The sequence below is a fragment of the Hymenobacter coccineus genome (assembly GCF_001816125.1).
GTDB lineage: Bacteria > Bacteroidota > Bacteroidia > Cytophagales > Hymenobacteraceae > Hymenobacter > Hymenobacter coccineus.
Map to the genome: position 1 here is coordinate 41,813 of NZ_MDZA01000077.1, position 13,421 is coordinate 55,233.

Sequence of the window (13,421 nt, forward strand, 5' to 3'; positions counted from 1 at the left end):
TGTGACTGCGCCGGGGCCCCGGCAACTACTGGGCGGGCTACGCCGCCACCTCGGCCGGTTCGTGCGCCGCTACGGCTTCGCCCTCGCCTTCCGCCGGCTTGCGTTCCTTGGCGATGAACGTGTAAATGGCGGGAATAACCAACAGCGTGAGCACCAGCGAGAACAGGATGCCGCCCACAATAACGGTGCCCAGCGGCTTGCGGCTGGTGCTGGCCGCGCCCAAGCTCATGGCAATGGGCAGGGCCCCCAGCGCGGTGGCCAGCGAGGTCATCAGAATGGGGCGCAGGCGCTGCTGGGCGGCCAGCTGCACGGCCTCGCGCAGGGGCAGGCCAGCGTCGCGCTGGTGGTTGGCAAACTCCACGATGAGGATGCCGTTTTTGGTCACCAAGCCAATCAGCATAATCATCCCGATTTGCGAGAAGATGTTGATGGTCTGCCCGAACACCCACAGGCTGAGCAGGGCCCCCGCCAGCGCCAGCGGCACCGTGAGCAGGATGATGAGCGGGTCGCGGAAGCTCTCGAACTGCGCCGCCAGTAGCAAGTAAATCAGCACCAGGGCCAGCAGAAAGGCGAACGTGGTATTACCCGCGCTCTCGGCAAAGTCGCGCGACGAGCCGGTGAGGGCCGTTTGGAATACGTCGGGGTCCAGGACCTTATCGGCAATGGCCTGCATGGCGCGCACGCCGTCGCCCACGGTTTTGCCCTCGGCCAGCTGCGCCGAGATGGTGGCCGCCTTGAAGCGGTTGAAGTGGTAGAGCGTGGCCGGGTTGGAGTTCTCCACCTGGTGTACCACAGCCGAGAGCGGAATGCTCTCGCCGCGGCTGTTGGTCACGTAGAGGCGGCTGATATCATTAGGCGCGCTGCGGGCGTTGCGGTCCACCTGTCCGATTACCTGGTACTGGCGGCCGTCGCGCAGGAAATAGGCCATGCGCCGGCCCCCGAAGGCCCCTTGCACGGCGGCGGCCACGTCCTGGGTGGTCAGGCCCAGGTCCCTGATTTTCAGGCGGTCAAACGTGAGCTGTACCTCGGGCTTGTTGAACTTGAGGTTGGCATCTACGCTCTGGAAGGTGGGGTCTTGCTGGGCAGCGGCCAGGAACTTGGGCAGCGCCTGGCGGATTTGCTCCAGGTCGGTGGTTTGCAGCACGAACTGCACCGGCACGCTGCTCTTCGAGCCCGAACCCACGGCAATGGTCTGCTCCTGCACCACGAAAATGCGGGCGTCGTTGAAGCGCTTGGTGTTGCGGGTCAGGTACTTGGCTATCTGCTCCTGGGTGCGCTTGCGCTGGTCGGGCGGCACCAGGCCGGCGCGCACCTGCGCCGTGTTGGAGCTGCCGCCGGCGGGCGTGCGGGCAAATACGAAGTCATTTTCGGGCACCGAATCGTTCACGAACGCCGCCACCTCACCGCTGATTTTCTCCATCGCCCCGAAGCTCGTGCCCTCGGGCCCCGTCAGAACCAGGCGCACGCTGCTCCGGTCTTCGAGCGGGGCCAGCTCGGTGGGCAAGCCCTTGCCAATGAAGAAGATGATGCCCGCGCAGGCCGCCACCACCACCCAGGCCAGCGACCGCACCCGCAGGAACTTGCCCACGATGCGCCCGTACCAGCTCTCCATGCCCTGGAAAAAGGGCTCCGTGCGGTCGTAGAGCTTGCCGTGGCCGCTGCCGCCGTCCTTGTTGTCGCGGTGCAGCACCACGTTGAGCACCGGCGTGATGGTGAGCGACACGAAGGCCGAAATCAGCACCGCGCCGGCCACCACCACCCCAAACTCGCGGAACAAGCGCCCGGTGAAGCCTTCCAGAAAGATCACCGGCAAGAACACCACCGCTAGCGTGAGCGAGGTGGCGATAACGGCGAAGAAAATCTCCTTACTGCCCTCGCGCGCCGCGTCTTTGATGTTCATGCCCTCTTCGAGCTTGCGGAAGATGTTCTCCGTCACCACAATGCCATCGTCCACCACCAAGCCAGTGGCCAGCACGATGCCCAGCAGCGTGAGGATGTTGATGGTGAAGCCCGCCAGGTACATGATGAAGAACGTGGCAATCAGCGAAATCGGAATATCGATGAGCGGGCGCAGGGCGGTGAGCCAGTTGCGGAAAAAGAAGAAAATCACCAGCACCACCAGCCCGAACGAGATGAGCAGCGTTTCCTCCACTTCCTCGATCGAGCCGCGCACAATCTTGGTGTTGTCTACAATCACCTTCATCTGAATGTCGGCCTTGTTCTCTTTCTGCACCTCGGCCAGGCGCTTGTTGAACTCGTTGGCAATCTCGACGTAGTTGGAGCCCGGTTGCGGGATGATGGCCATGCCCACGGCGTAGGCGCCGTTCAGCTTCCAGCTTTGCTCGTAGCTCTCGGGGCCCAGCACAATGCGCGCCACGTCGCCGAGGCGCACGATGCCGCTCTTGTCCTCGCGCAGGATGAGGTTGCGAAACTGCTCCTCCGTAGAGAAGCGGGCCATCGTGCGGATGGTCAACTCGGTGTTGCCACCGTAGATTTTGCCCACCGGCACCTCCACGTTTTCGGCGTTCAAGGCCGCCTGCACGTTGGTGAACGATACCTGGTAGGCATCCATTTTGGTTGGGTCGAGCCAGAGGCGCATGGCGTAGCGCTGCTGCCCAAAAATGTTGATGGCCGACACCCCGTTGATGGTTTGGAAGCGCTGCTGAAGGTTGTTCTCGGCAAAGTCGCTGAGGTCCATCAGGTTCTTGGTGCTACTCTGCACGGCCAGAATCAGAATGAAGTCGGAGTTGGCGTCCGACTTCGACACCACCGGCGGCGCGTCAATGTCCTGCGGCAGGGAGCGCACCCCCTGGCCCACCTTGTCGCGCACGTCGGAGGCGGCAGCCTCCAAATCGACGCCCAGGTTGAACTCGACCGTGATGTTGCTGGAGCCCAGCGACGAGCTGCTGGTGATGGACTTGATGCCCGGAATGCCGTTGATCTGCTTTTCCAGTGGCTCCGTTATTTGGTTCTCAATCACGTCGGCGTTGGCCCCCGTGTAGGAGGTGTTCACGCTGATGATGGGCGGATCGATGGCCGGGTAGTCGCGCAGGGCCAGAAACGAGAAGCCCACGGCGCCGAACAGCAGCAGCAGCAGGTTGAAAACCGTGGCGAGCACGGGCCGCTTCAGGGATAATTCGGAGATGTTCATGCTTTGGTAGAATGCAGCGCAAAAAAGAACGTCATGACAGCGCAGGAAGGAATGTCATGCTGAGCGCAGCCGAAGTATCTCTACCGCGTAACTGCTTCCAATCGTTGGGATTATTTACGTGGTAGAGATGCTTCGGCTGCGCTCAGCATGACGGTCTTTTTAATTTACAGCCTTCGCTTTGCGCACCTGCACGGGCTTGCCGGGCTGGGTGAAGAGCACGCCGTTGGTTACCACCGAGTCGCCGGCGGCCAAGCCGCTGATGACGGCAATTTGGTCGTCTTTGCGGTCGCCGGTGCGCACGTTTTGCAGCACGGCCTTGCCGTTTTTCACCAGCGTTACCTGGTCCGATTTGTCGCCGGGTAAGATGGCGTTGGTGGGTAGCAGCACGCTGCTGCGCGCCGTACCGGTGCTCACGCTCACCTTGGCGAAGGCCCCGGGGCTGGCTTGGGCGCGGCCGGCAGCAGGGCCCGCACGGTGAGGTTGCGCGTGGTTTGGTTCAGCTGGCTTTCCTGGGCCACTACGGTGGCGGGGTAGCGGCGCGGCGGGTTGCCGGCCAGTTGCACCGTGACCACGGCGCCGGGGTGCACCACGCCGCCGTTGGCCTCGGGCAGCGTGAAATCGACCTTGAGCTTGGTGTCGGCCTGGAGCGTGGCGATGATGGTGGCAGGCGTTACATAGGCCCCGGGGCTCACCTGGCGCAGCCCCAGCACCCCGGTGAAGGGGGCCCGGATGACGGTTTTGGCCAGCATGGCCTGGGTGTAGGCGGCGTCGGCCTCGTTGCTGCGCACCTGGCTCACGGCCAGGTCGTAGTCGGCCTGGTTCACGCCCTGCACTTTCAGCAGCGTTTGCAGGCGGGTTTGCGAGAGGCGCGAGACTTGCAGCAGGGCCCTGGTTTTCAGCAGCGTGGCCTGCAAATCGGCGTCGTTGATGCGGGCAATGATGCTGCCCTTGCTCACGCGCCGGCCCTCGTTCACTTGCAGAAACGTGAGGCGGCCGCTCACTTCAGGGTGCAGCTCCACGAAGTCGTTAGCTACCACCGCGCCGTTGGCCTCGATGGAATCGGTGATGGCCGAGGGGCGGGCCACCAGCACATCGACCAGGGCGGGGCCGTTGTTCTTTTTACCGTCTTTGCCGCCTTTTTCGTCGGCTTTGGAGCTACAGGCGGCCAGCAGGGCCAGGGTTCCGCAGGCCACGAAGGGGCGAGCCGAAGTCAGAAAGCGCATGGGGAAAAAATAAGGCAAGCGGCGGGCCGGGGCAGGAGGGATGGGAGCGCGGGGCAACGCGCATGAAAATGAATAGCTTAGCAGCCAAAGCGTAGCCGGCGCCAAGTTCCGGTAACGGGAGGCGCCCTGATAGGGTTCAGCAAAAGACAAGGACGGGGGCCCCAGGCCGGGGTTGCACCGCCCCGGCGGGCCCGCGCGGCTTACTTTCAGCCCATGAAAACGCCCGCCCCGCCGCCCGCCGCCCCGCCGCCGGAGCGCAACTTCTTCGCCGACGTGCACCAGGTCACGCGCCTCGTGCCGTCGGGCCGCGTCACCAGCTACGGCGCCATTGCCCACTACCTGGGGGCCGCCCGCGGTGCCCGCACCGTGGGCTACGCCCTGATGGCCGCCAACCTCGACGCCGCCACGCTGCGCCGCGAAGAAGCCGTGCCCGCCCACCGCGTCGTCAACCGGCTGGGGCAGCTCACCGGGCGCGGCCACTTCCCCACGCCCACCGCCATGCAGGAGCGCCTCGAAGCCGAAGGCGTGCGAGTAGAAGACGACACCGTGGTGGACTTCGAGCGCCTGTTCTGGAACCCGGCCACCGAGCTGCCGTAGGGCCCCGGGGCTGCTCGTTTGGGGCCCCAGTGGCCGGCCGCTACCCCAACAAAGCACCTGCGCTGCCCGTGCTGGGGCCCCCATTGCAACGGAGCGAAAAATACGGTGTGACCCAAGCCCTTGCTTACCAAAGCGCTTTGCTGGCGTCTGAAAAAAATGCGCGTTTTAAGGGGGTGAGTGGTGCCCGGAACAGAAGGCGCCTTAGTGCCTTGGCTACGTGCCTTCTACGAGCGTCGCGTAAATTACCGCGGAGCAGTTGGGCCTGGTGGGGCCCCTGCGTGGTTCTCGCCCCGTTGCAGCGAGAAGCCCGCACGGCCCGGGGGCGGGTAATTACCGGTCATTGAAGGAGTGCGCGGGACGAAATGCTTTAATTTAGCCGACGTTTATGCCCAGAATCAGGCAAAAAGCGCTTCTTCCCCTTGCCACTTTTATGCGGTTTGCCTCCTTGGTAGTCCGGCCCGCAACGGGCTATGTCTTAGCGGTGCTGCTGGTGTGCAGCATCGGGCTCGTTGCTTCCTTAAACTTAAACCGACTGGTTGCGGATGAAAAGATGGTCGACAACACCCAGGAGGTTCTGAATCGTCTCGGTCAAAGCCTCTCCTTGCTTCAGGACGCTGAAACCGGGCAGCGCGGCTACCTGCTCACGGCGGATACGGCCTTTTTGGCCCCGCTGCGCCGTGCCCGCCGCGCCATCCCCGCCAACCACCAAGCCCTAGTTCAACTCACGGCCGACAATGCCGAACAGCAGCTGCGCCTGGACACGCTGCGGCAGCTCACGGCCCGGCGCCTCGACATTGTGGCGGGCAACCTGGCCTACTTCGGACGGGCGCGGGCCGTGGACGTGGCGCAGCTGCGGCAAGGCAAAGCCGCGATGGACCAGGCCCGCGCCGTGCTCGCGCGCCTGGCTGCGGCCGAACGGCACTTGCTGGCCGGCCACCGCGCCCATAGCCAGCGGTCCGCGCAGCGCGCCCTGGTGCTCATCGGGGCGCGCACGGGCCTGGCGCTGCTGCTGTCGGGGCTGGTAATCGGGCTGCTGCACCGCACCCGGCAGGTGCGGCAGGCGGTGCAAGCCGACGCCGACGCGCGTGCCAGCGAGGCCAAGGAAAGCCGCGCCCGGTTCCGGCAGTTGCTCGAATCCATTCCCAACATGGTTTGGACGGCCCAACCCAACGGCTTGCTCGACTACTACAACCAGCAGTGGTACGACTACACGGGCCTGAGTTTTGCCGATTTGGCCGGCATCAACTGGCAGCACCACATTCACCCCGACGACTTTGCCGCCACGATTACCGCCTGGCAGCACGCCGTGGCTACGGGCGAGCCGCTGACCACGCTGCGCAACCGCTGGAAGCGGGCCGCCAATGGCGAGTACCGCTGGCACTTGGTGCGGGCCGTGCCCTTGCGCGACGAGGCCACGGGCGCGGCTCGGCTCTGGGTGGGCACCAACACCGACATCCACGCCCAGCAGCTCCAGCAGCAAGAGCTGGAGCGCGTCAACGCCGACCTGGACACGTTCGTGTACACCGCCTCCCACGACCTGAAGACGCCCATCTACAACATTGAGGCGCTGCTGGGGGCCCTGCGGGAAGAATTGGCCGCGTGGCCGGCCCCGGCCGACGTAGCGACGCTGCTCGCCTTGATGCAAGGCGCGGTGGACCGCTTCAAGGACACCATCGAGCAGCTCACCGACGTGGCCAAGCTGCAACACCAGGCCGAGCCGCCCACGGCCGCCATCGACCTGGCCGCCCTGGTCGAGCACGTGCGCCAGGATTTGCAGCCCTTGTTTGCGGCCACGGGCGGCCGGCTGCACTTGGACGTGGCGGCCTGCCCCCGGCTGGTGTTCGCCGAAAAAAACCTGCGCTCGGTGGTGTACAACTTGCTCAGCAACGCCCTCAAGTACCGCCACCCCGACCGGGTGCCCGCCGTGTGGCTGCGCACCTACCCCGCCCCGGCGGACGGCAGCCGCAGCGCCGTGCTGGAAGTGGAAGACAACGGCCTGGGCTTGGCGCTGGGCCCAGAGCAGCAACGCAAGCTATTCGGCCTCTTCGAGCGCTTGCACGACCACGTGGAGGGCTCCGGCCTGGGCCTGTTCATGGTGAAGAAAATCGTAGAGAATGCCGGTGGGCACATCGAGGTGAACAGCCAACTGGGCCAGGGCACCGTGTTTCGGCTGCACCTGCCCGCTCCCCAGCCCGTCCTGCGGGAAAAAGCCTAGCGGACCCGTGCAAGCCGGCGACTTTTGCTTATTTTACCGCCCTTGTTTTGTCCTTCCGCCAATCTGCCCCCGCAATGCTCTCTACCGTTTTACTAGTTGACGATGACCCGACCACGAATTTTATTAACGAGCGGCTGCTGCGGCGCTTAAATGTGAGCCACGAGGTGCTCGTGGCCACAAACGGCCGCCTGGGCCTGGATCTGCTGGCCAAGCGGTGCGGGGAAGAATCGGTGGGTTGCCCGGCGCTGGTGCTGCTGGACATGAAAATGCCGGTGATGAGCGGGTTGGAATTTTTGGAAGTGTTCATGCAATTGCCGCTCCGCCAGCAGCATCCCATCGTCATCGTGTTGCTTACCAGCACCCAGCTCGAGCAGGACCTGGGCCAGCACCGGCACTTGCCCGTCACGGATTACCTGACCAAGCCGCTGACGCCGGAGAAAATAACGCACTTGCTGAGCCAGTATTTCAATAACGAGCATCCCCTCAATTAACGGCTGCCAGCCGGCAATGGTCGGCTGAGCCGCCCGCCGCCCGCTACCCCGCCGCCGGAGCGCAATTTCTTCGCCGACGTGCACGCCGTGGCGCGCCTCGTGCCGCCGGGCCGCGTCACCAGCTACGGGGCCATTGCCCGCTACCCGGGCCCGCACCGTGGGCTACGCCCTGATGGCTGCCAACCTCGACGCCACCATGCTGCGCCGCGAGGAATGCGGGTAGCGGATGATGCGGTGACGGACTTCGAGCGCCTGTTCTGGAACCCGGCCACCGAGCTGCCGTAGGGCCCCGGGGCTGCTCGTTTAGGGCTCCCAGCGGCGCGCCGGGGCCCTATTCTTACTCGCCACGCTATGAAAAAAAACGCGCTGCCCGTGCTGGGCCTCGACCAATTTCCGGCCGATTCGCAGCGGGCGCACTTCTACTACGTCGAGCGGCTCGAAGACCACCTCGTGCGCTACCCCTTCGTGAGCACGCCGCACGCTCACAATTTCTACCTGCTGCTGTACGTCACCCGCGGCCGTGGCACGCACACCATCGACCTGGTAACCCACGACTTGCGGCCGGGCAGCCTGTTTTTTCTCACGCCCGGGCAGGCCCACAGCTGGGCGTTGCCGGCCGAGGCGCAGGGCTACATTTTCTTCTTCAGCGCCGCCTTCTACCTGCGCCAGTACCCGGCCGAGCGCCTGGGGGCCTACCCGTTTTTCGACCCCGCCCGGGCCCCCGTGCTGTACCTGCCGCCCGACGAAACTGCCATCAAGGCCCTGTTCGCCAGTATTCTGGCAGAGAAAGCGGCGCCGGCCGACAACCAGTACGAGGTGGTGGGAGCCTACTTGTACTTGGTGCTGGAACTGGCCGCGCGCCCCTACGCTGCGCAGGCCGCACCGCACCCCACGGCGCTGGCCGCGCAGCAGGTACGCACCTTTGGCCAGCTGCTGGATGCGCACTTTCGCGCCGAGAAAACGGTGGGCTTCTACGCCGGCCGCCTGGCCCTCACGGCCAACCACCTGAACGCCCTGTGCCGGCGCGTGCTCAACAAAACCGCCAGCGCCCTGATCTACGAGCGGGTGGTGGCCGAGGCGCAGCGGCGGCTGGTGCACTCGGCGGAGCCCGTGGCCGCGGTAGCCGATGCGCTGGGCTTCGACGATGCCTCGTACTTCACGCGCTACTTCAAAAAGTACGTGGGCCAAACGCCGGACGAATTCCGGCAACACCCGCCGGCGGGGTAATCGTTGATTTGTCCGGTAGGTGCCCGCAATTGGGCTGGGGCCCCGGGGCGAGCCCCCGGACCTTTGTGGGGTAAAAAAGCCCTGTCAATTATGGCCCCAATCGCCTCCGATGCCGCCGCCCTGCTGGCCCTGCGCTGCCCCCGTTGCCACGAGGGCGCGCTGTTTTCGCACCCTGCCTACCGCCTCACCAAGTTTGCCGACATGCCCGCCGCCTGCTCCGTGTGCGGCCAGGCCTTCGAGCCCGAGCCGGGGTTCTACTTCGGCGCCATGTTCGTGAGCTACGCCTTTTCGGTGGCCATTTTCGCCATCACCACGGTGGCGCTCTACTTCCTGGCCGGCGACCCGGCGCTGTGGGTGTACATCGTGGGGGTGGGCGCGGCCGCTACCGCCTGCACCCCGCTGGCCCTGCGCTACTCCCGGGCCCTGATGCTGTACTGGTTCGGCGGCGTGCACTACCAGCCCGAACGCGCCCACCGGCCCGCGCCCGCTGCCCACGCCTAACATCAATGGCCGGGGCCCTAACCTACCTGTGGTTAGGGCCCCGGCCGTTGGGGCTGGCCCAACAATTACTTATTTTCCTGCAAGGGAGCCTGGGCAATGTGTAAGTAGCTAACCTTCCAGTCGTTCTTGCTGTCTTTGCTGGTTACCATCAGGTAAGAGCCAGTATCTGTTCCTCCCTGTTTGTATTTGGTCGCTTTAGTTGAAGGCAATACTTTTTGAGTGTAAAAGCCCGAGTAGTAGACCATATTGGCATCACCACCTTTGGTAAGCGGCGTAAATTTGAAATCGGCGGTTCTACCATTTGGTTTAAAGGCAGAAGCCACGGTGTCTTTGCCGGTCATCCGCTGTTTCAACGAAGTCCCAAGTAGCACTACGTTGTCTGCCAGCAGGCTCCCGATTTTAGTAGTGTCTTCTTTCACAAGGGCTTCCATAAACTGCTCGCCAACGGTAGTGGAAGCCATGGCCGTGGCAGGAGCGGTGGCGGCGGCCGGCGGCGTGGTGGCGTTGCTGGAGCAAGCGCCGAGTAGTACGGCGAGCGCCGGGAAGAGTAAGTGGTTTTTCATGGATGAAAATTGGGCGAACAGCGAAAGTGCTTGTCGTGAGGAAATGGTCGTTGGCGGCAAGATTGCAAATGCCGGAAGCGGGCAGTAGCTGCGTTGCCGCGCGGCCGGGGCCCGCCCGCCGAAGGGGCCCTAAAAAAGCTGCTGGGAAATGGGCCCCCAGCAGCTTTTTGTAGGTAAGAAGGCAGCCGTTACTTGTTGGGCTTGATGGGGTCTTCGGCCAGGTGTATGTAAGCAAACTGCCAGATGGCTCCTTCCTTGCGGCTTGCTATCATATAGGAGCCGCGTCCGGTGGCGCCTTTCGGAAGGTTGGCCATCGGCTTAATGTCGTAGGTATAATAACCGGTACCGTAACCCATCGTAGCGTCGCTGTTCATTTGCAGGGGAGTGGGTTTTAAATTGCTGGTGTTGCTGAACGACCGCTTCAGCCAGTACGTGGTTACCGAATCCCTGCCGCTCATCACTGGCTCCCCGTTGACGAGGAAACGCACATTCTTCGACATGCAGGCCGTGGCTTTGGCCATGTCCTGCTGCTGCATAGCTTCGCTCCACAGTTGCGCTAAAGCGGCTATAGTGGTCGGGCCGGCCGCAGCGGGGTGGGCAGCGGCGGGGGCCCCGGCAGGCTTCGGCGCCTTGATTGGCGGGGTGCCCGCGCTGCTGAACCACGCGCCTAGGAGGACGGCCAAGCCGGGGAGAAGTAAATGACTTTTCATAAGTGTGAGAGAGGATTAAGGTGATCGACAAATATATATAAAAATAATACACTTAATTTACTTAAATCAGCGCTAACTGCTTAAACCAGGTAGTTCTACCTGGTTTTGCTGTGCTACTTAATCGCCGTGATGGGGGCCCCCAACGTCACCGTTTTGGGGTCCACCGTGATTTCCTGGAGGCGCTGGGCCACGGCGGGCGACATGCTGGCCTGGTAGCGGCCGTGCAGCTGGCCGGCCAGGAATTTCTCGGCCGCCGCGTACATGGCCATGTTGTTCACGGGGCGCGCGAAACCGTGGCCTTCGTCGGGGGCCAGCAGGTACTGCACGGGGTAGTGGCGGTCGCGCAGGGCCACCACAATCTGGTCGGCCTCGGCCTTGTTCACGCGCGGGTCGTTGGCGCCCTGCACCACCATGAGCGGGGTTTTGATTTTATCGGCCGAGCCCAGCGGCGACATGCGGGCCAGGGCCGCCCGGCCTTCCGCGGTGGTGGGGTCGGCCATGCGGGCGTACATCTGCTTGCGCCCGGCCTCCCAGTAGGGCGGAATGGCGTTGAGCAAGGTCGTCAGGTTGGACGGGGCCACGATGGCCACGGCCGCGCTGTACACATCGGGCGTGAAGGCCACGCCGGCCAGCGTGGCATAGCCGCCGTACGAGCCGCCCATGATGCCCACGCGCTTGGGGTCGGCCAGGCCCTGGGCCACCAGGTACTTCACGCCCCAGGTCAGGTCGTCCTGCATTTTGCGGCCCCACTCGCCGTTGCCCGCGTTCAGAAACTGCTTGCCGTAGCCGGTGCTGGCCCGGAAGTTGGGCGAGAGCACCCCGTAGCCCCGGTTGGCCAAAAACTGGTGCATGGCACTGAAGCCGTAGGCCGTGCGCGACCAAGGCCCGCCGTGGGGCACCACGATAACGGGCAGGTTTTTGGCCGCCACGCCCTTGGGCAAGGTCAGGTACGCCTGAATTTCCAGGCCGTCCGACGATTTGTAGCGCACCACCTTCATGTCGGCCAGGTCGGCGGCGTGCAGCTGGGGCCATGTTTCGTACTGCTTGGTGAGCTGCTTGGTTTGGCGGTCGAAGAGGTAGGCCACGCTGGGCTGGGTGGCCGCGCTGGCCGAGAGCAGCCATAGCCGCTCGTCGGTGGTGTTCGATACCGGGCGCACGTCCAACCCCGGCAGCTGCGGCTCACGTTGGCAAAGTCCTGCTCAAAGGCCTTGTCCTTCCACACGCGGCGCAGGCGGTCGTCCTCAAAACCCACGTACACCGGCTCGTGCGTTTTTTCCGACAGCATCAGCTCGCCCACGTCCACGCGCTTCAGCGGGTCGGCCTGGTAGGGCTGCTCCTGGCCGGTGGCGGGGTCGAGCAGCACAATTTCGGCCAGGTCGCGGGCCCCGCCGCGGTTGGTGGCCAGGTACACGCGCTGGTTGTCCTTGGCAAAGCCCTCCACGTTGCTCTGCTCGTCAATCGTGGTTTTATAGAAGGGCGTCAGTTGAGCGCCTTCCACGCGCAGCCATTCGGTGCTACCGTCGGGGTTTGAGCGGGCCGCCAGCCGCAGCTGGTCGTTCCAGTCGAACACCCAGCTGCCGATGCGGTCGTTATTCTGGCGCACCAGCGTTTTCTCGCCCGTGGCCAGGCTGAGCTTGTAGAGGTCGTGCCAGGCTTTGTCGCGGTCGTTCAGGCCGATGTAGAGCGTATTGGGGTCGGTCAGGGGCACGTTCAAAATCTGTACCCGCACGCCCTTCAGGCCCGTGAGGTCGCGGGCGGCGGGCACGGCCTGGCCGGTGGCCGGGGCCCCGCCGGGTCCACGGCGTAGATGTTGAAGTTCTCGTCGCCGCCCTTGTCCTGCGCGTACAGCAGGTACTTGCCGTCGCGGCTCCAGAAGTAGTCGCGCACCGGCCGGGCCTGGTCGTTGGTCAGGGGCCGGGCGCTGGCGAAGGGCGCTTTCAACTCCTTCACCCACAGGTTGCGGGTGCCGTGGTAGGGCTTGATGAAGGACAGGAATTTACCGTCGGGCGAGAGCTGGGCCCCCGAAACCTCGGGGTCGCCGAACAGCAATTCGCGGTCGATGAGCGGCGGCAAAGTGGTTTGGGCCGCCGCGGGGCGCCCGGATAGGGCCAGGGCCAGCAACAGGGGTAAGAATTTACGCATGGCTGTAAAACAGATGAGTGAAGTACTGACGGCTAATTACTAAAATATAATCAATTATTACTATAATTTACTTTGCCCGGGCCCCTAGTGCCCCGCCGAGAGCTCGAGCTGGGCCGCCGCTAGCCACTGCTGGTTGCTGAGGCAACGTGCAAGGGCCCCCCAATTCGGCCCTCAATTGCCGCCCGGGGCCCCTACCTTTGCGCCCCCACCGTTTGGCCCCGCCTTGAAGGCATTCTTTGCCTATTTCCTCGTAGCCCTCGTGCTGCTGCAAACCTTCAGCCGCGAGCTGCTGGTGGTGGATTTTGCGCTGAACCGGGCCACCATCACGGCGCGCTTCTGCGTGAACAAGGCCCGGCCCCAGCTGCACTGCGACGGCAAGTGCTACTTCGCCAAGCGCCTCAAGCAGCAGGAAGACCGCGAAGCCAAGGCCCCCAACGCCCTCAAGGAAAAGCTGGAAATGCTGCCCTCGGCGTTCCGCGCCCTGGTGCCGGTGGCGCCCGTGCGCTGGGCCAGCGCGCCCGCCGGCCACGCTGCCTACCGGCCCGCCGGGGCCCCCGCCCGCGCCCCGCTGGGGCGTGTTCCGCCCGCCCCATGGCGTAAA

Annotated in this window: 15 protein-coding genes; 7 read left to right on the plus strand and 8 right to left on the minus strand. The window is 64.3% G+C overall.

The window, feature by feature from the left end:
- Positions 1-37 precede the first annotated feature (37 nt).
- The 3 genes from BEN49_RS06040 to BEN49_RS06050 all read right to left on the minus strand — a co-directional run bounded on the left by BEN49_RS06040 (position 38) and on the right by BEN49_RS06050 (position 4,374).
- The gene (locus BEN49_RS06040; protein WP_070742123.1) at positions 38-3,151 is read right to left on the minus strand and encodes an efflux RND transporter permease subunit; all 3,114 of its coding nucleotides are present in this window, start codon (positions 3,149-3,151) and stop codon (positions 38-40) included.
- Between the two features lie 159 nt (positions 3,152-3,310).
- Positions 3,311-3,565, minus strand: coding sequence for a permuted SH3 domain-containing protein (locus tag BEN49_RS06045; RefSeq protein ID WP_125916557.1), 255 nt, complete (start codon positions 3,563-3,565; stop codon positions 3,311-3,313).
- Between the two features lie 2 nt (positions 3,566-3,567).
- Positions 3,568-4,374, minus strand: a complete 807-nt coding sequence (locus BEN49_RS06050; protein WP_070742127.1) for an efflux RND transporter periplasmic adaptor subunit — start codon at positions 4,372-4,374, stop codon at positions 3,568-3,570.
- A gap of 213 nt (positions 4,375-4,587) precedes the next feature.
- Between BEN49_RS06050 and BEN49_RS06055 the strand changes: the two genes are divergently transcribed.
- The 6 genes from BEN49_RS06055 to BEN49_RS06075 all read left to right on the plus strand — a co-directional run bounded on the left by BEN49_RS06055 (position 4,588) and on the right by BEN49_RS06075 (position 9,405).
- On the plus strand, positions 4,588-4,971 hold the full coding sequence (locus BEN49_RS06055) for an MGMT family protein (RefSeq protein WP_070742129.1): 384 nt from the start codon (positions 4,588-4,590) through the stop codon (positions 4,969-4,971).
- 550 nt (positions 4,972-5,521) lie between these two features.
- A complete protein-coding gene (locus tag BEN49_RS06060) occupies positions 5,522-7,186 on the plus strand; it encodes a sensor histidine kinase (RefSeq protein WP_070742131.1) in 1,665 nt (554 codons plus the stop codon).
- 74 nt (positions 7,187-7,260) lie between these two features.
- Positions 7,261-7,677, plus strand: coding sequence for a response regulator (locus BEN49_RS06065; protein ID WP_070742133.1), 417 nt, complete (start codon positions 7,261-7,263; stop codon positions 7,675-7,677).
- A gap of 78 nt (positions 7,678-7,755) precedes the next feature.
- Entirely contained in the window at positions 7,756-7,962 is a 207-nt protein-coding gene (locus BEN49_RS25380; RefSeq protein ID WP_239691837.1) for an MGMT family protein, read from the plus strand.
- A gap of 66 nt (positions 7,963-8,028) precedes the next feature.
- A complete protein-coding gene (locus BEN49_RS06070; RefSeq protein ID WP_070742134.1) occupies positions 8,029-8,904 on the plus strand; it encodes a helix-turn-helix transcriptional regulator in 876 nt (291 codons plus the stop codon).
- A 90-nt stretch (positions 8,905-8,994) separates the two neighbouring features.
- Positions 8,995-9,405, plus strand: a complete 411-nt coding sequence (locus tag BEN49_RS06075; RefSeq protein WP_070742136.1) for a DUF983 domain-containing protein — start codon at positions 8,995-8,997, stop codon at positions 9,403-9,405.
- 65 nt (positions 9,406-9,470) lie between these two features.
- Here the strand turns inward: BEN49_RS06075 and BEN49_RS06080 are convergent, their stop codons facing one another.
- The 5 genes from BEN49_RS06080 to BEN49_RS26265 all read right to left on the minus strand — a co-directional run bounded on the left by BEN49_RS06080 (position 9,471) and on the right by BEN49_RS26265 (position 12,820).
- Positions 9,471-9,968 (minus strand): DUF4440 domain-containing protein, encoded by a 498-nt coding sequence (locus BEN49_RS06080; RefSeq protein ID WP_070742138.1) that lies wholly within the window; start codon positions 9,966-9,968, stop codon positions 9,471-9,473.
- Between the two features lie 188 nt (positions 9,969-10,156).
- Entirely contained in the window at positions 10,157-10,651 is a 495-nt protein-coding gene (locus tag BEN49_RS06085) for a YybH family protein (protein WP_158022763.1), read from the minus strand.
- Between the two features lie 140 nt (positions 10,652-10,791).
- A complete protein-coding gene (locus BEN49_RS26255; protein WP_239691838.1) occupies positions 10,792-11,676 on the minus strand; it encodes an alpha/beta hydrolase family protein in 885 nt (294 codons plus the stop codon).
- Complete coding sequence (locus BEN49_RS29315; RefSeq protein ID WP_070742143.1) at positions 11,673-12,443, minus strand: hypothetical protein; 771 nt, start codon at positions 12,441-12,443, stop codon at positions 11,673-11,675. The genes BEN49_RS26255 and BEN49_RS29315 overlap by 4 nt, the downstream gene beginning before the upstream one ends.
- Complete coding sequence (locus tag BEN49_RS26265) at positions 12,413-12,820, minus strand: TolB family protein (RefSeq protein ID WP_070742145.1); 408 nt, start codon at positions 12,818-12,820, stop codon at positions 12,413-12,415. The genes BEN49_RS29315 and BEN49_RS26265 overlap by 31 nt, the downstream gene beginning before the upstream one ends.
- A gap of 223 nt (positions 12,821-13,043) precedes the next feature.
- On the opposite strand from BEN49_RS26265, the gene BEN49_RS06105 reads away from it, so the two are divergent.
- A partial coding sequence (locus tag BEN49_RS06105; RefSeq protein WP_070742147.1) for a hypothetical protein occupies positions 13,044-13,421 on the plus strand: 378 nt, incomplete at its 3' end.